The sequence below is a fragment of the Thalassospira sp. SN3W genome (genome assembly GCF_038070535.1).
In the GTDB taxonomy this organism is placed as follows: domain Bacteria; phylum Pseudomonadota; class Alphaproteobacteria; order Rhodospirillales; family Thalassospiraceae; genus Thalassospira; species Thalassospira xiamenensis.
Map to the genome: position 1 here is coordinate 3,230,204 of NZ_CP121124.1, position 18,788 is coordinate 3,248,991.

Sequence of the window (18,788 nt, forward strand, 5' to 3'; positions counted from 1 at the left end):
TTATTTGTCGTTTCACATCGTAACATTAATGAAACGTGACATCTGACAGGATTGATTGGTGAGAAAAGGCAGAAATTTCATTCTGGGCTTTCTGGCGATGCTTGTGCTGCCGTTTGGCATCAGCCTTGCGCAGGACCCGCCCGCCGAAAAGGCCGAAAAACGCCAGACATGGCGTAATGCGCCGCGCCATTCATCGGGCGTTGCCGCCGATCCGGTGGCGAATGCCGATATTGCGATTGTGCAGGTCATGGCGGCCCATACCTATGGCTGGCGCGGTTATTTCGCGGTTCATCCGTGGATCATTTACAAACGCGCCGGTGAAACCAGTTACACGCGATATGACGTTGTTGGCTGGGGCGGGGGCAATGTGGTGCGCAAGAACTATGCGTTGCCCGATGGCTTATGGTTCGGGTCCGAGCCACAAATTCTTGCCGATCATCGCGGCGAGGGTGTGGATGATCTGATTGATCAGATCGAAGCCGCGATCAAGGATTATCCCTATCCGGATCAGTATCGCAGCTATCCGGGGCCAAACAGCAATACCTTTGTCGCCCATATCGGGCGCAGCGTGCCCGACCTTGATCTTGATATGCCGGCCAACGCGATTGGCAAGGATTTCCGTGCGATCACCGATCCAGTCGGATTGTCATCCAGTGGTCAGGGTATTCAGGCCAATCTTTTGGGGCTGCTTGGTTTTTCCATTGGTCTTGAAGAAGGGATCGAGTTGAACCTGCTGGGTCTTAACCTTGGCATTGATTTCAATCGCCCGGCCCTGCGTCTGCCGTCTGTCGGTAGGTTGGGTATGGATAATGTTGCCCCGGTTGGCGATGTCGAGACGGTTAAAGCCGCAGAAGCCGAAGAAGCAGCGGAGGCCGACGGTGCCGGAACGCCAGCGTATTGAGAGCATGAACCCAACGACAAAGCCCCGCTCATTTTGATTTGGCGGGGCTTTGTTTTTTAAGGGCTTCTATGGCGGATCAATCGGCGAGTTTAACCAGCATCTTGCCGGTATTCTTACCCTTGAACAGATCGATAAAGGCCTCGGGGGCGTTTTCCAGCCCTTCGATCACGGTTTCACGGCTTTTGAGCTGCCCGCTTCGGACCAGATCGGCCCCTTCGCGTACGAAATCGGGGTAACTGCCCCAATGGTCGCTGACGATGAAGCCTTCCATCTTTGCGCGTTGTGTCGTTAACCTGAACAGGTTGCGTGGGCCGGGTTGCGGGGACTTGTCATTATAGTTTGAAATCATGCCGCATACGGCAATCCGCCCGCCAGTATTGATATGATCAAGGGCGGCCTCAAGATGCGCGCCACCGACATTTTCATAATAAACATCAATGCCCTGCGGGGCGACTTCGCCAAGGCTTCCTGAAAGGTCGTCGGTATCGCGGTAATTTATTACCGCATCAACGTTCAATTCAGTGCGCAGCCATTTTGCCTTTTCCGTATCACCGGTCGATCCGATAACCCGGCATCCCTTGGCTTTGGCGAGTTGGCAAACCACAGATCCAACCGCCCCGGCGGCGGCGGAAACAAAGACGGTATCGCCCGCCTTGCAATTGGCGATCCGGTTCAACCCCACCCAGGCCGTCATGCCGGGCATGCCCAGCACACCCAGAAACTTTTCGGGCGGAATATCAGGCATATCGGGGATGGGATGCAGGTAATCACGTTCAAGCAGTGCATGGCTGCGCCAGCCGGTCATCGAGGTAACAAGCGACCCTTCGGCAAAGCGTGGGTCGCGGCTTTGCATGACCCGGCCAATCGCGTGGCCTTCAAGCGGGGCATTCAGTTCGAACGGCGGGATATAGCTTTTGCGTTTGGTCATGCGACCGCGCATATAGGGATCGACCGACATCCAGATATTTTCAATCAGGACTTCCCCGTCAAGCGGATTTGGCAGGACGCTGTCTCTTACCGCGAAGTCTTCCGTGGTGGGAACGCCATCGGGGTAATGCAAAAGGTGGATTTCCTTCGCTGCAATGCTCATCTGGGCCTCCTCGGTCGGTTTTACGCACGCTAAGATGTGCCCGACGTAGGATTCCTACCGTCATTTCGCAATGGCGGATTTCGGTCGAATTTCAAAAGCCCTTTGGTTTCAGGAGTGTTTCAGGGGTTAAGAAAATAAATCGATCCGTTGAGCAATGTAGCGAAGCCAACCCACAATGCATAGGGCACCAGAAGCATCCCCGCCAGCCGATCAATCCGCCAGAACATCGCGCAATTAATGATGATCAGGATCAGAAGCGGGATGATATCGATCAGCCCGAGAAATGGTGACTGCGCCCCGAAAAACAGAAACGACCACAGAAGGTTCAGGGTCAGTTGGGCGGCGTAGATGGCAAAGGGGCCCTTTGCCCCGTAAATCCCGCGTTTAAGCCAGACGCGCCAGCCGCTAAAGGCGATCAGGAAATAAATCAGGCTCCATGCCGGACCAAACAGCCAGTTTGGCGGATTGAAAAACGGCTTTTCCAGTGTCGGATACCAGTCATGGACGCTGGTTGCCGTGACGGCCCCGCCTGCTGCCGAGATGATCAGACACAGCACCATGAATGCAATCAGCGCAAAAACGCGCGTGCGGTGATTGGGGTTAAAGATGGTGCCGGTTTGATTGGTCATGGTTTTATCCCTGTTTGCCATTGGACATCCAATAGATCGGACCAGAAGGCTTATCCGCAAGGGGAGGGAGTCCACGCGGGTATGAAGTCACAATAAATATAGCCGCATAAGTGATTAGTATCACAGCTGAAACATGTCTGGATATTGTATGCGCTTGCTATAATCTGATTATTCCCTCTGCCGGAAATGTAAAATACGGTGCGCTGGTGGTGGGATACTTGAAAAGAACAAAACGTTGCCAACATGTTGGCAACGATTAGGCACTGGCTTATGGGGATGGAAATGTTCAATCTGAATTCAATGAAGATCGGCACGCGAATGCTGATCATCGTCGCGGGGGCGATCCTTGCGGCACTGCTGGTTGGGGCGTTCGGTCTGACCGAATTGCGCAGCAATATGCTTGAAGATCGTAAGGCAAAAACCAAAAATCTGGTTGAATCAACAATCAGCCTGATTGGGCATTTCCATGCGATGGAACAGTCCGGCGAAATGACCACCGAACAGGCGCAAAATGCGGCCAAGGCGGCGGTGGCGGCCCTTCGGTATGATGAAACCAACTATTTCTTTGTGTTTGATTACACGCCGGTGGTTCTGATCCATGACATCAAGAAGGATCTTGTTGGCAAGAATCTGAGTGATGCGGTTGATGGATCGGGTAAACACCATTACCGCGAATTCGCCCGTGTCGCCAAAGAAGAGGGGCAGGGCTTTGTCGATTATACCTATCAGGTGCCAAAGTCTGACAAGCTCCGTCCGAAGCTTTCCTTCGTCAAGGCGTTCAAGCCGTGGGGCTGGGTTGTTGCCACAGGGATCTACATTGATGACGTAAATGCCGTCTTCATGCAGAGCATGCTGGTGATGGGACTGGTGGCATTGGCGGTCTTGTGTGCGGTTGTCGGTGTTTCGCTGATGATCAGCCGGGGCATTACCCGTCCGCTTTATGCCATTTCGGAAAACATGCTGCGTCTGTCGCAGGGCGATCACAAGATCGACGTCAAATATACCGATCAGAAAAGCGAGATCGGCGATCTGGCCCGCGCCATGGATATCTTCAAATCGAAAACAATCGAAATGGAAGAAATGCGCGAAGCGCGTGAAGAGCAGGAGCGTGTTGCCGAGGAAGAAAAACGCGCCGCACTTCGCAAAATGGCCGACAGTTTCGAGGCCAGCGTCGGGCAGGTGGTTGCACAGGTTATTCAGGCATCGGGTAACATGCAGCATTCCGCCAATGCGATGACCGATACCTCTAAACAGGTTGGTCAGCGTTCGACCATTGTTTCCGCAGCTTCGCAGGAAATGTCGAGCAACGTGGAAACCGTTGCATCGGCAGCCGAGGAATTGAGTGCCTCGATTGCGGAAATCAGCAATCAGGTAGCGCAATCATCTACCATTGCCAATGGTGCGGTTCGCACATCCGAAGACACCCACCAGAAGATCGAACTGCTGGCCGAAGCGGCAAACCAGATTGGCGAGGTCGTTTCGCTGATTACCGATATTGCCGAACAGACCAACCTTCTGGCGCTTAACGCTACCATCGAGGCGGCGCGAGCCGGTGATGCCGGCAAAGGCTTTGCCGTGGTGGCCAACGAGGTCAAAAACCTTGCCAACCAGACCGCACGCGCAACCGAGGATATCCGATCCCAGGTCGGTGATATTCAGGTTGCGACATCCAACGCGGTAACGGCCATTGCCGAGATTGCCGAAACCATCCGCCGTCTTGACGGTGCGACAACCACGATTGCAGCAGCCGTTGAAGAACAGGGTGCCGCAACACAGGAAATCGCACGCAATGTCGAGCAGGCCGCACACGGTACCCGTGATGTTTCGGAAAACATCACGGGCGTTTCGTCGGCCGCGGATGATGCCGAAAAGCTTTCGAACGAGGTGCTTGGCCTTGCCGAAGGACTTGGACGTCAGGCGGCGGTTCTGAACGATGCCGTCGAAGCTTTCCTGGCCGAGGTTCGCAGCGCCTAAGCTGCGGGTTCGCAAGGGACATTATTGCCGCCAGCCTTGTTTAAAGGCTGGCGGTTTTTTTATGCTGCTGCTTTTTTGCCCCAAACCGGGAAGGGATCAGGCAGGGATTTATAGCGGTCGGGTTCAAAGCTTCCGGCGTCCAATGCCGCGTCCTCGTCAATCAGGCAGGCGGCAAGGCGGGAGCGAAGGGTTGCTTCGTTCATCTGATCGGCAAGGCCGATAAAGACGATTTCCTGCCGACGGTCGCCGAAAGTCGGATCCCAGTTCGACAGCACCTTATCGCGCCAGTCATTGTTATCGGGCCAGCGATCACGCGGGACCGCGCACCACCATGTGCCAAGGGCTTCGTGCTTTACCGCGGCACCGGCCTGACTGATTTCGCCAACCCAGTCGGGGCGTGTGGCAATCCAGAAATGCCCCTTGGCGCGGATAATGCCCGGCCATTCGGAATGGATGAAATCGTAAAAACGTTTGGGGTGAAACGGCAAAGGCGTGCGGAAGGTAAAGCTTTTGATACCGTATTCTTCGGTTTCGGGCACATGATCGGCAAAGCCGTAAAGTTCCTTGGCCCAAAGCGGATGATCCTGCGCGCGATCGAAATCAAACAGCCCGGTATTGAGGATTTCATGCGGATCAACCCGGCCATGATCGGTTTCGATGATTTTGGCATCGGCATTGAGCGCGCGAATGATGCCAAGCACGATTTTGCGTTCGTCTGCACCAATCAGATCAAGTTTGTTCAGCACAATCACATCGGCAAATTCGATCTGATCGACCAGAAGATCGACGATGCTGCGGTCATCATCGTCGCCAAGGCTTTCGCCCCGGTCATTAAGGAAATCGGTGCTGCTGTAATCGGCAATCATGCGCGCGGCATCAACAACCGTCACCATGGTGTCAAGTCGGGCAATATCGCCAAGAGACTGGCCGGTTTCATCGCGAAAATCGAACGTCGCGGCAACTGGCAAGGGTTCGGATATGCCGGTTGATTCGATCAGCAGATAATCAAACCGGCCTTCTTCGGCCAGACGGCGGACTTCGATCAAAAGATCGTCACGCAGCGTGCAGCAGATGCAGCCATTGGTCATTTCAACCAGCTTTTCATCCATTGCCGAAAGTGCTGCCCCGCCGTCACGGATCAGGTCGGCATCTATATTGACCTCGCTCATATCATTGACGATTACCGCGACCTTCAGCCCGGCGCGATTGTTCAGCACATGATTAAGCAGGGTGGTTTTGCCTGCACCGAGAAACCCGGACAAAACCGTAACAGGAAGGCGTTGCATGATGGTTCCTTTTAAATGTTATGTTATAACATAACATTTATTGGGTTTGGGATTACGATGCAACCGGTTTTAGATGCCCCCGCCCGAACGGGCAGGGGCATTGCGCAGAACAAATTGGATCAGGTGTTTTGGGTGCTTCTGGCGGTTTGGCCGAACAGGACTTTTTTGTCCTCTTCGCTCATCTCGCCAGATCGCAGACCTTCGCCGGCCTTATAGGCCGCGATGGTTGCCGGGCGGGCTTGGATGTTTTCAAACCAGCGTTTCAGGTTGGGGAAGTCGTTCAGGTCCTGCTGCTGTTTTTCATGGCTGACAATCCAGGGATAGCAGGCCATATCGGCAATCGAATAATCGTCCCCGGCGATGAAAGTGCGGCCATCAAGGCGCTTGTTCAGCACACCGTAAAGGCGGTTGGTTTCGTTGACATAGCGCGTGATGGCATAGGGGATTTTTTCCGGCGCGTAACCGCTGAAATGATGGTTTTGGCCTGCCATCGGGCCAAGCCCGCCCATCTGCCAGAACAGCCATTCCATTACGGTTTTCTTGGCCCGGAGATCGGTCGGCAGGAACTTGCCGGTTTTTTCTGCCAGATATTGCAGGATGGCACCGGATTCAAAAACCGTAATCGGATCGCCGCCGTCTGCCGGGTTCTGATCAATGATCGCAGGCATGCGGTTATTGGGCGAAAAGGCCAGGAATTCCGGTTTGAACTGATCCCCGGCACCGATATTGACCGGATGGATTTTGTATTCAAGTCCCGCTTCTTCAAGGAAAAGCGTGATTTTGTGGCCGTTCGGGGTTGGCCAGTAATAAAGATCAATCATGGGGCGAAGCCTCCTTTGACTTTCATGATGTGTGGCTCATCTCAAACTATGACCTTGCCAACACGTTTCTGATACGTCAATTTAAACTGATCGTTCCATAATTCAAGGGCAGGCGAAAAACACGGTTTCGTCCCCTTATCAGGAGACCCCGATGATCCGCTTTTACTTCCACCCGACCCCGAACCCGGCCAAGATTTCGCTTTTCCTTGAAGAATCTGGTCTGCCTTATGAAATCCATCCGGTCGACACCAAAAAGGGCGAACAGCACAGCCCGGAATTCCTGACAATCAACCCGAATGGCAAGGTCCCGGCGATTGTTGACACCGACGGGGCGGGTGGCAAGGAAACCCGCGTTTTTGATTCAAACGCCATCCTGATTTATCTGGCAGAAAAGACCGGAAAGTTCCTTGGTACGGCGGAAGATCGCGGTGAATTGCTGTCATGGTTGATGTTCATTGCATCGGGCCTTGGCCCGTTTTCCGGGCAAGCGGTGCATTTTCAGCATGTGGCACCGGCGGGCAACGATTACGGTGTGAACCGCTATCGCAAGGAAATCGAACGCCATTACAAGGTGATGGATGATCACCTGGCCCAGCGCGAATTTGTTGTCGGTGACAGTTACACAATTGCCGATATGTCGCTTTGGGGCTGGATCGAGCGGGCGGCATTCGTCATGAAAAATGATGCGCCGCTTGATCCTTATCCGAACCTGAAAAAATGGTATCAGGGTATCTGTACCCGCCCTGCGGTGGAGCGGGCCCGCAAGGTTGGCAGTGACCATGCCTTCAAATCGGAAATGGATGACGTTGCCAAACGGGCACTGTTCCCGTCGAATTACAGCTGATAGTCCGATTTTAACAAAAACACCCCCGGTAGATGACTGCCGGGGGTGTTTCGTTTCACATAGGGAAAGATCAATCAGTCGGTGTTTTTCTGTCCGAACTGCTTGTTGAAATGCAGGACGAGCAGAGTGACTGCCGCCCCCGAAAGCAGATACGCTCCAACGCCAATCGGGCCATAAGCCACGCAGAGCAGAAGGGCAATCAGCGGGGCGAAGCCGGCACCGAGCAACCATGCAAGATCGGATGTCAGGGCCGAACCGGTATAGCGATATTCACGTTTGAAGTTCGATGCCAGTGTCCCGGCCGCCTGACCAAAGCACAGACCCAGAACCGCAAAACCGCCCAGAACGATCATGCCTTCATTGATGATGTTATAGGCATAAAGCAGCGGGGTCAGGAGCGCACCGACCGCGATGATGGCCGCCGAATAACCCAGCAACCGGCGACGACCGATCTGATCGGCAATGAAGCCCGATGCTATAATGCCAAGCGCGCAAAGCACCGCTCCGACACCCTGGGTCAACAGGAACTGCCCCGGATTGGCCGGGGTGTAAAGCACGACCCAGCTAAGCGCGAAGACAGTGACCAGATGGAAAAGCGCGTAGCTGACGAGTGGCACAAGCGCGCCGAGAAGCACGGTCCGGCCGTGATGGCGGATGGTGTCGCGGACACGGACGGCCTGCAATTCGTTCTTTTCAAGCAGGCTTCCGAATTCGGACGTTGCGACCAGACGCAGACGGGCAAACAGCGCCACCACGTTGATTGCAAAGGCAACAAAGAAGGCATAGCGCCAGCCGAATGCGAGGAAATCCTCGGGCGACAGGGTCAGGATCAGGTAGGCAAACAGCGAGGATGCCAGAATGAAGCCAAGCGGTGCGCCAAGCTGTGGCATCATGGCATACCAGCCCTTGCGATTATCAGGCGCGTTGAGTGCCAGCAGGGAGGCAAGACCATCCCATGCACCGCCAAGTGCCAGCCCCTGCGTAAAGCGAAGCACGCACAGCAGATAGATCGCAAACATGCCCGCACTGTCAAAGCTTGGCAAAAAGGCCATCGCGGCGGTTGAACCGCCCAGCAGGAACATGGCAACCGTCAGCTTTGTGCCGCGGCCATAGCGCCGGTCCACTGTCATGAAGACGAGGGACCCGATCGGGCGGGCGATGAAAGCCAGCGAGAATATAAAGAAGGAATGGATGGTACCGACGATCGCGCTTTCGCCGGGGAACAGGAGTTGGGGGAACACCAGCACAGAGGCGATGCAATAAACGAAGAAATCGAAAAACTCCGATGACCGGCCGATAATCACGCCAAGCGCGATCTGTCCGGGGTCGTTGACTGTGCCAGCCGAGTGTTGGCGTGCGTCGCGTTCCAGTCCAGAGGAGGTGGAGGTCGCTAAGGTATGAGTGGGTTGATTCACGCCTGTCTCCCTAATTATCTGACTTCATTGCTTCTCATTGGACCCATCTTGATTGGCCATCTTGATTGGATCGAGTCTAATTATAGACATGTGAATTGCAAACGTCAGTGTCAATTATTGTGTTGCGTTGCACAACGCATGGTTTACAGCTTTTTGATAATTATCATAAACACCAACCGATGTTTGGCGGCCTGCTTGACATTGTTGCGGCGCAGCTATAGCTAGTGAGCGAAATTTTCTGCTGGTGATCTTTAAGAAAAAAGTTCGCCAAATTTGTGTCTCTTCCGTGGAAGTTTGGAATTTTAATTCCTATATGCCGCTACGGTTGGGGTACGACGTGTGCCGGTCCGGTGGGCTGGTTATGCGGCTCGCAAGCATATGGTTGCTTGTGAGAACATCTTCCAGAGACTGACAAAGTAGAAGCGCATGCTCTCAAAACTTGCACGCGGCGTCGCAATTGCTTCTGTGTTCACGTTACTGACCGGATGTAATCTGGTCGTGATGGATCCGTCTGGCGATATTGCGTCACAGCAAGCCGACCTTATCGTTGTTTCCACGATCCTGATGCTGATCATCATCCTTCCGGTGATGGCGCTGACTGTGTTCTTTGCCTGGAAATATCGTCAATCCAATAAGGATGCAGAGTACGATCCTGAATGGCACCATTCCACCAAGCTGGAAATTGTCATCTGGTCCGCCCCGCTTGCGATCATTATCGCGCTGGGTGCGATCACCTGGGTCAGTACGCACACCCTGGACCCATACCGCCCGCTGGATCGTATCGATGCGGAACGTCCGCTTGAGAAAGATCACAAGCCGATGGTGGTAGAAGTCGTTTCCCTCGATTGGAAATGGCTGTTCATCTATCCCGAGCAAGGGATTGCGACCATCAATGAGCTGGCCGCACCGATTGATACGCCGATCCAGTTCAAAATCACCTCTTCGGGGATCATGAACTCCTTTTATGTTCCGGCACTGGCCGGGATGATCTATTCGATGGCCGGTATGGAAACCAAGCTCCATGCCGTGATCAACGAGGAAGGCGTCTATGACGGGTTTTCGGCGAACTATAGTGGCGAGGGTTTCTCGCATATGCGCTTCAAGTTCCACGGGCTGAGCGACGCAGGCTTTGATGACTGGGTTGCCAAAGTCAAATCCGATAGCGCCACTTTGGGCCGTTCGGAATATCTGGAACTTGAAAAGCCAAGCATTGCGGAACCGGTCCACTATTTCGGTAATGTCGATCCGGAACTGTACACGGCCATCCTGAATATGTGCGTCGATCAGTCGAAAATGTGCATGAACGAAATGATGCATATCGACAAAAATGGCGGTGGCGGACTTGCGGGTATCTATAACGTTATGTCGCTGACATACGACACCCCGCGCGAACGTGGCAGCCAGCCTTTGCCGTTGACCGAATCATTCGTGGCAACGCTTTGCACGACGCCGACAGGCGGTCTGAGCCAGGAAATTTCTTCGATCCCGCTGTTTGAAAACGGGTCTGAAGACAGCCGGTTCAGCCCCGTTCCTGCCAGCGTATCGACAGGGTTCTGAAGCAGTGCCGGTTGATGTAAGTCGACCGGCCCTTCGCGGCTTGCGCACCGGCCCGGCCGGTGCGTTGCCGCATCGAAAAGAAGAGTAATCCGATGTTTTCAAATCCGGACCTTTTGCATTTTATATTTGGCCGGCTTTCACTCGACTCCTTCCCGATGTTCCACGAGCCGATCCTGGCTGTGACATTCGCGGGGGTTGTTCTGGGTGGTATCGTCGTTGTTGGCGCGCTGACCTATTTCAAGCTGTGGGGTTACCTGTGGCATGAATGGATTACATCTATCGATCATAAAAAGATCGGTATCATGTATATCATTCTGGCCCTGATCATGCTTTTGCGCGGCTTTGCCGACGCGATCATGATGCGTGCCCAGCAGGCGATTGCCTTTGGCGATGTTGCTGGCTATCTGCCGCCCGATCACTACGACCAGATCTTTACCGCCCACGGCGTGATCATGATCTTCTTCGTGGCGATGCCGCTGGTGACAGGGCTTATGAACTTCGTCGTGCCGCTTCAGATTGGTGCGCGTGACGTTGCCTTCCCGTTCCTGAACAATTTCAGCTTCTGGATGACGGCTGCGGGTGCGATCACGGTGATGATCTCGCTGTTTGTTGGCGAGTTTGCCAAAACCGGCTGGCTGGCCTATCCGCCGCTTTCGGACATTGTTTATAGTCCGGGGGTCGGGGTTGATTACTATATCTGGGCCTTGCAGATTGCCGGTGTCGGTACATTGTTGTCGGGCGTGAACCTGATTGTGACCATCGTCAAGATGCGCGCACCGGGCATGTCGATGATGAAAATGCCGGTCTTCACCTGGACCGCGCTTTGCACCAACATCCTGATCGTTGCCGCCTTCCCGGTTCTGACCGCGGTTCTGGTTCTGCTGTCGCTTGACCGTTATGTCGGCACGAACTTCTTCACCAATGATCTTGGCGGCAACGCCATGATGTATGTGAACCTGATCTGGATCTGGGGCCACCCGGAAGTTTACATCCTGATCCTGCCGGCATTTGGCGTATTTTCGGAAGTGGTTTCGACCTTCTGCCGCAAACGCCTGTTCGGTTACAGCTCGATGGTTTACGCAACGATCGTTATTACCATCCTGTCCTATCTGGTCTGGCTGCATCACTTCTTCACCATGGGGTCGGGTGCCAGTGTGAACGCCTTCTTTGGTATCACCACGATGATCATCTCGATCCCGACCGGGGCCAAGATATTCAACTGGCTGTTCACCATGTATAAGGGCCGCATCAGCTTTGACGTCCCGATGCTGTGGACGATGGGCTTTATGCTGACCTTCGTGATTGGTGGCATGACCGGTGTGATGCTCGCGGTTCCGCCGGCGGACTTCGTGCTGCATAACAGCCTGTTCCTGATTGCGCATTTCCACAATGTCATCATCGGTGGCGTGGTGTTCGGGATGTTTGCCGGTATCGTTTACTGGTTCCCGAAGGCGTTCGGTTACAAGCTTGACCCGTTCTGGGGCAAAATGTCCTTCTGGTTCTGGCTGGTCGGGTTCTATTTCGCCTTCATGCCGCTTTATGTTCTTGGCCTGATGGGCGTTACCCGCCGCATGAACCATTTCGATGATGGCTCGCTGCAAATCTGGTTCATCATTGCTGCCTTTGGTGCGGTTCTGATTGCCATCGGTATTGCATCGTTCCTGATGTCGCTGGTCGTGTCCTTCATCAAGCGCGAAGAACTGCGGGATGAAACGGGCGATCCGTGGGATGGCCGTACGCTGGAATGGTCGACCTCGTCGCCGCCACCGGCATACAACTTTGCCTTCACCCCGGTCGTTCACGATCTTGATGCCTGGGCTGATATGAAGAAGCGCGGCTTTGTCCGCCCGACTTCCGGGTTCCTCGACATTCACATGCCGAAAAACACCGGTGCCGGTGCGATCCTTGCGGGGATGTCGCTTGTTCTCGGTTTCGCGCTGATCTGGCATATCTGGTGGCTTGTCGCCGTCAGCTTCATTGCCCTGATCGGTACCGCGATTGCGCACACCTTCAACTACAACCGTGATTACCACATCCCGGCCAGCGAAGTTGTTGCAACCGAAGACGAACGTACCGCCCTTTTGGCAAAGCAGCAGGCGTAAGGGAATGACAATGGCGAATACAACTGCCTCTCAGACCGAAGCGCCGGTCTTTTACCTGAAGGAAGAGCATCACCCGCAGAACGGGACGATGCTTGGCTTCTGGCTCTATCTGATGAGCGACTGCCTCATCTTTGCGATCCTGTTTGCAACTCATGGCGTGCTTGGCCGCAATTATGCGGCCGGGCCGGCACCGGTGGATCTGTTTGATCTGGAACTGGTTGCGATCAACACCTCCATGCTGCTGTTTTCCTCGATCACCTATGGCTTTGCCATGCTGGCGATGGAAAAGGGCAGCATCAAGGGAACCCAGATGTGGCTGGCGATTACCGGCCTGTTCGGTGTTGCCTTCGTCGGGTTGGAAATTTACGAGTTCCATCATCTTTGGAGTCTCGGCGCCACCCCGATGCGCAGTGGCTTCCTGTCGTCGTTCTACACGCTGGTTGCGACGCACGGGCTTCATGTGACGTTTGGCATCATCTGGCTTGTCACCCTGATGGTTCAGGTTGCCAAGCGCGGTCTGATCGTCGAAAACAAGCGTCGTCTGATGTGCCTTTCGCTGTTCTGGCACTTCCTTGACGTGATCTGGATCGGCGTCTTTTCCGTTGTTTACCTGTTGGGAGTTCTGGGATGAGCACGCATTCTCATGCACATGATGACCATCACGGTCACGATCATGCTGACGGTGCCAGCCACGGCACCTTCAACAGCTATCTGATCGGTTTCATCCTGTCGGTAATCCTGACCGCCATCCCGTTCTGGCTGGTGATGGATGGAGTTCTTGACAGCAAGGTGGCAACCGCGGCCTGGGTCATGGGCCTTGGTGTCGTGCAGATTGTCGTCCATATGGTCTACTTCCTGCACATGAACACCAAGTCCGAAGGCGGCTGGAACATGCTGGCGCTGATCTTTACCCTTGTGATCGTGGCGATTGCCATCGCCGGTTCGCTGTGGGTGATGTATCACCTGAACACCAACATGATGCCGCAGATGGATCATGAAATGATCCGAAGCTTCGGCTAGGTTTTGCTGATGTAATCGGGGCGCGATACTTTCACCGGTATCGCGCCCTTTTTTGTTCCGATGATGTTTTGAAGGTCATGAAGATTATGGCTGATACGGATATGTCTACCGCCAAGGGACCGTCGATCAGGACCCGCATCGTGGTTTGCATTCTGGCCGCGATCCTGTTTTCGGGTTTTGCGGCCCTTGGTGTCTGGCAGGTTGAACGCCGGGCGTGGAAGCTTGATCTGATTGAACGGGTTGATGCCCGCGTTCATGGTGACCCGTTAACCGCACCGGACCGGGCGGATTGGGAAAATGTTACCCGCGAACGTGACGAATACCGCAAGGTTACGTTGCTAGGCCGTTATCGCAACGATCTGGAAAGCCACGTTTATGCTGCCACGGATTATGGTGCGGGATACTGGGTCATGACCCCGTTCGAACGGGTCGATGGCACCATTATCATGATCAATCGCGGCTTTGTCCCAACCGACCGCCGCGAACCTGATAGCCGGACGGATGGCTTGGTTTCGGGCGATACGCGCGTCACCGGTCTTTTGCGGATGGATGAGCCGGGCGGTACCTTTATCCGGGACAACGTGCCTGACGAAGACCGCTGGTATTCGCGCGATGTGCGCGCCATGGCCGCGAAACGCGGCCTTAACCCGGATGATGTCGCACCATATTTCATTGATGCCAATGGAAGTAACAATCCCGGAAAACTGCCGGTGGGCGGGCTGACACGGATCAGTTTCCCCAACAATCATCTGATGTATGCCATAACGTGGTTTGGCATGGCGGCGCTGACGCTGGTGGCGGCATGGATCGTTCTGCGTACAAGGCGTAGCAGAGATGATGACAGTGATCCTGAATAAGTGATCGCTGTCGCTACTGTCTTGCCGTGGATCACATCCGGCTATCAAAATTCCCGCGGTCTTCGGCGATAACCCGAAGAGCTATCGAAACAAAAGGGCCGGTTTCTGCGAAATGAAACCGGCCGTTTCGTTTTTCAAAGTGTCGCCGCGCAGTGATCAGATATTTGTATGATCAATGACTTCGCCGCGTGCCGGATAGTTTTTGGCAATGACAAAATCAAGCGCCCCCAGAATCTCGGCAAAGGCCGGGCGGGCGAATGGCATGGTTTGAACGGTGCCAAAATAAAGTGTGCCATCAGGCCGGACAAGGAACAGGCCCGGTTCGGAAAACAGGGCCGGTTCTTCTAACCCGGACGAGGTCACGCCGTTGCTTGACGAAATATACAGGCCCCATTCGCGGGCTTGTTCGAGGCTGAGGCCATAACCGAGATCAAGGTTTTCAAGGGCCCATTTTTCTCTGGCCGTTTCGGCGCGGTCCTGTGTATCCGATGACAGGACAATCACATTGACACCTCGTTTGGCGAAGTCGGCCAGCTTGTCATCAAGGTCTTTAAGGTATTTGCCGCAGATCGGACAATGCAGGCCGCGATAGAACACGACCATGGTGAAGTTTTCTGGCGCCTGATCGGCAAGCGACCATGTGCCACCACCGACAAGCGGGACGGACAGGGCAGGGACCTTTTGGCGCGGCATCAGGGGCGTAATTGCGGACATTTCGTTCCTCATGAATGTTATCTGACTGAATGACGAATAATGTGGAATGATCATTCCGAAATAACAACAAACAAATGGTTCTATCACCGAACTGTGATGGCGGATGGTCTGGAATCAGAGTTTGCGGGCAACCACGAAACGGGCATGGTCCGAGGCAGGGTAAAGGCCGGTTTCGATGATTTCGAAACCCTCGCTTGTGATCATTGCGTCCAGTTCGCCATAGCGCAGGGAATGGACAAACGGCGCAAAACCAAGCTTGCGCATTACGACAATGACAAGGGCAAGGAACCGACCGGCTTCACCAAGGCAGCCGGTTTTGGAAATGAACAGTCCGCCGGGTTCAAGTCGCCGATGAATTGCACGGATTTCAGCAGGAATATCGCGGACAAGATGCAGGACATTAAACGCCAGAACGGCATCAAATACCTGATCGGCAAGATCGCCATCGGACAGGCGGGCGGTGCGGAAATGGATATTCGGGTGTTTCCCATCGGCAAGCTTATCCTGCGCAATGGCGATCATGGCAGGGGACAGGTCGGTTGCTGTGATCTGTCCGACCGACGGGGCTAGCAGCAAGGCGGTTGAACCGGTGCCGCATCCGATTTCAAGAACATTCTGGTCCGGTCTCAGATAATGACGGGTGCGATCCAGAGTTTCGGCATAAGCCGACTGATTCCTGACCGGTTTTCGGGCATATTTCGTCGCGGCCTTGTCCCAGAATTTTGTATCTTGGTCCATGCTATCCCCCGTATATGGTTGCGTGACCCGCGATGGGTATACACGCAAAACGGGTGACTGTGAATTTACCCGTTGGGAGCAGGGCGATATTTTGCCGAGATCGGGGATCAGTCGAGCGTGGACAGGATGACATCGATGTAATCGTCAAGTGTATCCTTGTCCGCACCACGGCGCGCCATCAGATGTGCGCCTTGAATGGAGCCGGCCAGAAAGCGCGAGAAGGAGCGGATATTTTTATCCTTGCCGATGGTGCCCTGTTCAACGCCGCGATGAAGTGCGCGGGCAAACATATCTTCGACCCGGCGGAATGACGCCTGTGCAATTGCTGCGGTTTCGGGATCGTGTGGCGCCAGTTCCATGCCGGAATTGACGATCAGGCAACCCTTGTGGCGGCCTTCGCCGCAGCCCTGTCGTCCGGCATCGCGGAAGGTCGCGACGATGGCCTCGCGGCCATCGATGGTTTCGCGCAGTTTGGCAAAGCGAACCGTGCTGACCTTCTGGCTGTAATGGTCTAGAACACGCAGGAACAGGGCCTTTTTATCGCCGAAGCTTGAATACATACTGGCACGGTTAATACCGGTTTCCTCGACCAGATCCTGCACCGAGGTCGCCTCGAAACCCTTGCTCCAGAAAATGTTCATGGCGTTATCAAGAACGCTTTCTTCGTCAAATGTGCGGGGGCGGGCCATCGGCAATCCTTCCTTGTTCCATTAACTGGAATGGATGTTCTGAAACATATTCAAAAATAGGCGCGAGAGCGCGCAATATCAACTGACAAAGTCAGAAACAACCGGTAGCGCGCACATTCCCGATATCTATTGTTCCTTGCGCTCTGCCAGCAGGTCGCGGATTTCGCGCAGAAGGGCGACATCCTCGGGCGTTGCAGGCGGCGGTGTTTCACCGGCTTTTTCGTCTTCTTTTTTCTTGGCCTTGTTGATTGCCTTGACGACAAGGAACAAGACCCAGGCAATGATCGCGAAATTAAGCGCAATGGTGATGAATGCGCCATAGCCGATGACGGCACCTTGTGCCTTGGCATCGGCGTAATTCGTTGCGGTTACCGCGTCCGACAGGGCAATGAAATAGTTGGAAAAATCGAGCCCGCCAGAAATATAACCGATCACCGGCATGATGACGTCCCCGACAAGAGATGTGACAATCCGCCCGAATGCCGCCCCGATGATCACACCGATTGCCAGATCGACAACATTGCCGCGCAGGGCAAACTTCTTGAATTCTTCAAACATGTTTACCTGTCCTCTTTCATTCTTGGTTTTATCGGACAGGCGGTTTGATGCCCTACCGATAAAAAACTTTAGAATTGAAATGCGAAAACAGGAATTGTTTTGTTTGGTTGAGGAAGGCTATCCGATCAGCCCGCCACCAAAAGGCGATTTAACGTGACAAAGCTGTAATCCGGTCCATCGGGATTTTTGATGGTGGCACGCGCGGTTTCCTGCCATTTTTCGGCGGGCAGGGGATCAAGAAACGCATCGCCATCAATATCATCATGGACTTCGGTCAATTCATACCGCGTGGTGTAAGGCAGGGCGAGTTTGTAAATCTGCGCCCCACCGGCAATGACGACCTCGTTGACATCATCCTGTGCAGCGATCTGATCGGCCAGTTTGATCGCACTTTCGATGTCATGGCAGACGCGGACATTTTCGTGATCAAATGTCCAGTCCTTATCGCGTGTCACCACGATGGTGGTGCGTTTGGGAAGCGGTTTGCCAATCGCCTCGAACGTCACGCGGCCCATGATCATTGGTTTGCCAAGGGTGAGTGCCTTGAACCGTTTAAGGTCCTCGGGCAGGTGCCAGGGCATCCAGCCATCCTTGCCAATCGCACCGTTTTGGGCGGCGGCAACCACGGCAACCCGTTCGATCCGGTCGTTATTGTTGGCGGGCATCAGACGGCCACCTTGCCCGCGATATGCGGATGCGGGTCATAGCCGGTCAGTTCGAAATCGTCATATTTGAAATCAAAGATCGATTTGACCGCCGGATTGATTTTCATGGTCGGCAACGGGCGCGGTTCACGCGAAAGCTGCAATTCGACCTGTTCAAGATGGTTGGTGTAAAGATGGGCATCGCCCAGCGTATGGACGAAATCACCAACACCAAGATCGCAGACCTGCGCGATCATCATGGTCAGCAATGCATAGGATGCGATATTGAACGGCACGCCCAGAAAGATATCGGCACTGCGTTGATAAAGCTGGCAGGACAGTTTGCCATTCGCGACATAGAACTGGAACAGGCAGTGGCAGGGCGGCAGCGCCATGTTGGGCACATCGGCCACATTCCATGCCGAAACGATCAGGCGGCGGCTGTCGGGATTGTTTTTGATCTGGTCGATCAATTGGGTGATCTGGTCGATGGTTTCGCAGTTTGCGCCGCGCCATGACCGCCACTGGCCGCCATAAACCGGGCCAAGTTCACCGTTTTCATCGGCCCATTCGTTCCAGATGCGTACACCATTGTCCTGAAGATATTTGACATTGGTGTCACCGGCGAGGAACCACAGCAATTCATGGATGATCGATTTCAGATGCAGCTTTTTGGTGGTGACCATCGGAAAGCCCTTTGACAGGTCAAACCGCATCTGGTGCCCAAAGACCGATACCGTGCCGGTGCCGGTGCGATCTTCCTTATGTGCGCCAGTATCGCGCACCAGTCGCATCAGATCGAGATATTGCTGCATGGTGTTCCCTGCATTTTTGGAATCGCTTTGGTCGCAGCATAGTCAGGTCGGCGGATACGGGCAAGCGGCGCTATCCCATCTTTGGCGCAGCTTTACTAAACGCTTCCTGCTGACAATACCTGTCAGCATACGTC

The 18,788-nt window shown here is 54.2% G+C and carries 19 protein-coding genes; 8 read left to right on the top strand and 11 right to left on the bottom strand.

Annotated features, from left to right (window positions below; genetic code table 11):
• The first annotated feature begins 58 nt into the window (after positions 1-58).
• Positions 59-901, top strand: coding sequence for a DUF3750 domain-containing protein (locus P8T57_RS14630; protein ID WP_341363529.1), 843 nt, complete (start codon positions 59-61; stop codon positions 899-901).
• Between the two features lie 76 nt (positions 902-977).
• Here the strand turns inward: P8T57_RS14630 and P8T57_RS14635 are convergent, their stop codons facing one another.
• Together P8T57_RS14635 and P8T57_RS14640 are read right to left on the bottom strand one after the other, a co-directional pair.
• The gene (locus P8T57_RS14635) at positions 978-1,991 is read right to left on the bottom strand and encodes an NADP-dependent oxidoreductase (RefSeq protein ID WP_341363530.1); all 1,014 of its coding nucleotides are present in this window, start codon (positions 1,989-1,991) and stop codon (positions 978-980) included.
• A 119-nt stretch (positions 1,992-2,110) separates the two neighbouring features.
• Positions 2,111-2,620, bottom strand: coding sequence for a TspO/MBR family protein (locus tag P8T57_RS14640; protein ID WP_341363531.1), 510 nt, complete (start codon positions 2,618-2,620; stop codon positions 2,111-2,113).
• Positions 2,621-2,902: 282 nt separating this feature from the next.
• On the opposite strand from P8T57_RS14640, the gene P8T57_RS14645 reads away from it, so the two are divergent.
• Positions 2,903-4,594, top strand: a complete 1,692-nt coding sequence (locus P8T57_RS14645; RefSeq protein ID WP_065702188.1) for a cache domain-containing protein — start codon at positions 2,903-2,905, stop codon at positions 4,592-4,594.
• 59 nt (positions 4,595-4,653) lie between these two features.
• Here the strand turns inward: P8T57_RS14645 and zigA are convergent, their stop codons facing one another.
• The gene (gene zigA / locus P8T57_RS14650) at positions 4,654-5,880 is read right to left on the bottom strand and encodes a zinc metallochaperone GTPase ZigA (protein ID WP_341363532.1); all 1,227 of its coding nucleotides are present in this window, start codon (positions 5,878-5,880) and stop codon (positions 4,654-4,656) included.
• A 119-nt stretch (positions 5,881-5,999) separates the two neighbouring features.
• Entirely contained in the window at positions 6,000-6,701 is a 702-nt protein-coding gene (locus tag P8T57_RS14655) for a glutathione binding-like protein (protein WP_114094972.1), read from the bottom strand.
• Positions 6,702-6,852: 151 nt separating this feature from the next.
• Between P8T57_RS14655 and P8T57_RS14660 the strand changes: the two genes are divergently transcribed.
• On the top strand, positions 6,853-7,545 hold the full coding sequence (locus tag P8T57_RS14660) for a glutathione S-transferase family protein (protein WP_341363533.1): 693 nt from the start codon (positions 6,853-6,855) through the stop codon (positions 7,543-7,545).
• Positions 7,546-7,619: 74 nt separating this feature from the next.
• On the opposite strand, the gene P8T57_RS14665 is transcribed toward P8T57_RS14660, so the two are convergent.
• Positions 7,620-8,960, bottom strand: coding sequence for an MFS transporter (locus P8T57_RS14665; RefSeq protein ID WP_007090739.1), 1,341 nt, complete (start codon positions 8,958-8,960; stop codon positions 7,620-7,622).
• Between the two features lie 426 nt (positions 8,961-9,386).
• On the opposite strand from P8T57_RS14665, the gene cyoA reads away from it, so the two are divergent.
• The 5 genes from cyoA (at position 9,387) to P8T57_RS14690 (ending at position 14,496) form a co-directional block, all read left to right on the top strand.
• The gene (cyoA, locus tag P8T57_RS14670) at positions 9,387-10,517 is read left to right on the top strand and encodes a ubiquinol oxidase subunit II (RefSeq protein WP_037992314.1); all 1,131 of its coding nucleotides are present in this window, start codon (positions 9,387-9,389) and stop codon (positions 10,515-10,517) included.
• Positions 10,518-10,609: 92 nt separating this feature from the next.
• The gene (gene cyoB / locus P8T57_RS14675; RefSeq protein ID WP_071240321.1) at positions 10,610-12,619 is read left to right on the top strand and encodes a cytochrome o ubiquinol oxidase subunit I; all 2,010 of its coding nucleotides are present in this window, start codon (positions 10,610-10,612) and stop codon (positions 12,617-12,619) included.
• A gap of 10 nt (positions 12,620-12,629) precedes the next feature.
• Positions 12,630-13,250, top strand: coding sequence for a cytochrome o ubiquinol oxidase subunit III (cyoC, locus tag P8T57_RS14680; protein ID WP_007090742.1), 621 nt, complete (start codon positions 12,630-12,632; stop codon positions 13,248-13,250).
• On the top strand, positions 13,247-13,639 hold the full coding sequence (locus P8T57_RS14685; RefSeq protein ID WP_007090743.1) for a cytochrome o ubiquinol oxidase subunit IV: 393 nt from the start codon (positions 13,247-13,249) through the stop codon (positions 13,637-13,639). Before cyoC ends, P8T57_RS14685 begins: the two co-directional genes overlap by 4 nt.
• An 86-nt stretch (positions 13,640-13,725) precedes the next feature.
• The gene (locus P8T57_RS14690) at positions 13,726-14,496 is read left to right on the top strand and encodes an SURF1 family protein (RefSeq protein ID WP_341363534.1); all 771 of its coding nucleotides are present in this window, start codon (positions 13,726-13,728) and stop codon (positions 14,494-14,496) included.
• A gap of 156 nt (positions 14,497-14,652) precedes the next feature.
• Here the strand turns inward: P8T57_RS14690 and P8T57_RS14695 are convergent, their stop codons facing one another.
• From P8T57_RS14695 to P8T57_RS14720, 6 genes are all read right to left on the bottom strand, one after another.
• Positions 14,653-15,210 carry a peroxiredoxin-like family protein gene (locus P8T57_RS14695; RefSeq protein ID WP_341363535.1) on the bottom strand — a complete coding sequence of 186 codons (558 nt, stop codon included), beginning with the start codon at positions 15,208-15,210 and terminating at the stop codon, positions 14,653-14,655.
• Positions 15,211-15,324: 114 nt separating this feature from the next.
• The gene (locus P8T57_RS14700; RefSeq protein WP_341363536.1) at positions 15,325-15,948 is read right to left on the bottom strand and encodes a class I SAM-dependent methyltransferase; all 624 of its coding nucleotides are present in this window, start codon (positions 15,946-15,948) and stop codon (positions 15,325-15,327) included.
• Positions 15,949-16,055: 107 nt separating this feature from the next.
• Positions 16,056-16,637: a TetR/AcrR family transcriptional regulator gene (locus P8T57_RS14705; protein WP_341363537.1), complete on the bottom strand. Its 582-nt coding sequence runs from the start codon at positions 16,635-16,637 to the stop codon at positions 16,056-16,058.
• A gap of 126 nt (positions 16,638-16,763) precedes the next feature.
• Positions 16,764-17,195 (bottom strand): large conductance mechanosensitive channel protein MscL, encoded by a 432-nt coding sequence (mscL, locus tag P8T57_RS14710; protein WP_341363538.1) that lies wholly within the window; start codon positions 17,193-17,195, stop codon positions 16,764-16,766.
• Positions 17,196-17,320: 125 nt separating this feature from the next.
• The gene (locus P8T57_RS14715; RefSeq protein WP_341363539.1) at positions 17,321-17,860 is read right to left on the bottom strand and encodes a dihydrofolate reductase; all 540 of its coding nucleotides are present in this window, start codon (positions 17,858-17,860) and stop codon (positions 17,321-17,323) included.
• On the bottom strand, positions 17,860-18,654 hold the full coding sequence (locus P8T57_RS14720) for a thymidylate synthase (RefSeq protein ID WP_341363540.1): 795 nt from the start codon (positions 18,652-18,654) through the stop codon (positions 17,860-17,862). Before P8T57_RS14720 ends, P8T57_RS14715 begins: the two co-directional genes overlap by 1 nt.
• Between the last annotated feature and the right edge of the window lie 134 nt (positions 18,655-18,788).

What these genes read in the sequence shown, in the direction of transcription:
- P8T57_RS14635 (WP_341363530.1), bottom strand. Translation starts at nt 1,991, where the DNA reads ATGAGCATTGCAGCGAAGGAAATCCACCTTTTGCATTACCCCGATGGC.
- cyoA (WP_037992314.1), top strand. Translation starts at nt 9,387, where the DNA reads ATGCTCTCAAAACTTGCACGCGGCGTCGCAATTGCTTCTGTGTTCACG.
- P8T57_RS14720 (WP_341363540.1), bottom strand. Translation starts at nt 18,654, where the DNA reads ATGCAGCAATATCTCGATCTGATGCGACTGGTGCGCGATACTGGCGCA.
- P8T57_RS14715 (WP_341363539.1), bottom strand. Translation starts at nt 17,860, where the DNA reads ATGCCCGCCAACAATAACGACCGGATCGAACGGGTTGCCGTGGTTGCC.
- P8T57_RS14700 (WP_341363536.1), bottom strand. Translation starts at nt 15,948, where the DNA reads ATGGACCAAGATACAAAATTCTGGGACAAGGCCGCGACGAAATATGCC.
- mscL (WP_341363538.1), bottom strand. Translation starts at nt 17,195, where the DNA reads ATGTTTGAAGAATTCAAGAAGTTTGCCCTGCGCGGCAATGTTGTCGAT.
- P8T57_RS14660 (WP_341363533.1), top strand. Translation starts at nt 6,853, where the DNA reads ATGATCCGCTTTTACTTCCACCCGACCCCGAACCCGGCCAAGATTTCG.
- P8T57_RS14640 (WP_341363531.1), bottom strand. Translation starts at nt 2,620, where the DNA reads ATGACCAATCAAACCGGCACCATCTTTAACCCCAATCACCGCACGCGC.
- P8T57_RS14695 (WP_341363535.1), bottom strand. Translation starts at nt 15,210, where the DNA reads ATGTCCGCAATTACGCCCCTGATGCCGCGCCAAAAGGTCCCTGCCCTG.
- P8T57_RS14685 (WP_007090743.1), top strand. Translation starts at nt 13,247, where the DNA reads ATGAGCACGCATTCTCATGCACATGATGACCATCACGGTCACGATCAT.
- cyoB (WP_071240321.1), top strand. Translation starts at nt 10,610, where the DNA reads ATGTTTTCAAATCCGGACCTTTTGCATTTTATATTTGGCCGGCTTTCA.
- P8T57_RS14655 (WP_114094972.1), bottom strand. Translation starts at nt 6,701, where the DNA reads ATGATTGATCTTTATTACTGGCCAACCCCGAACGGCCACAAAATCACG.
- cyoC (WP_007090742.1), top strand. Translation starts at nt 12,630, where the DNA reads ATGGCGAATACAACTGCCTCTCAGACCGAAGCGCCGGTCTTTTACCTG.
- P8T57_RS14645 (WP_065702188.1), top strand. Translation starts at nt 2,903, where the DNA reads ATGTTCAATCTGAATTCAATGAAGATCGGCACGCGAATGCTGATCATC.
- zigA (WP_341363532.1), bottom strand. Translation starts at nt 5,880, where the DNA reads ATGCAACGCCTTCCTGTTACGGTTTTGTCCGGGTTTCTCGGTGCAGGC.
- P8T57_RS14705 (WP_341363537.1), bottom strand. Translation starts at nt 16,637, where the DNA reads ATGGCCCGCCCCCGCACATTTGACGAAGAAAGCGTTCTTGATAACGCC.
- P8T57_RS14690 (WP_341363534.1), top strand. Translation starts at nt 13,726, where the DNA reads ATGGCTGATACGGATATGTCTACCGCCAAGGGACCGTCGATCAGGACC.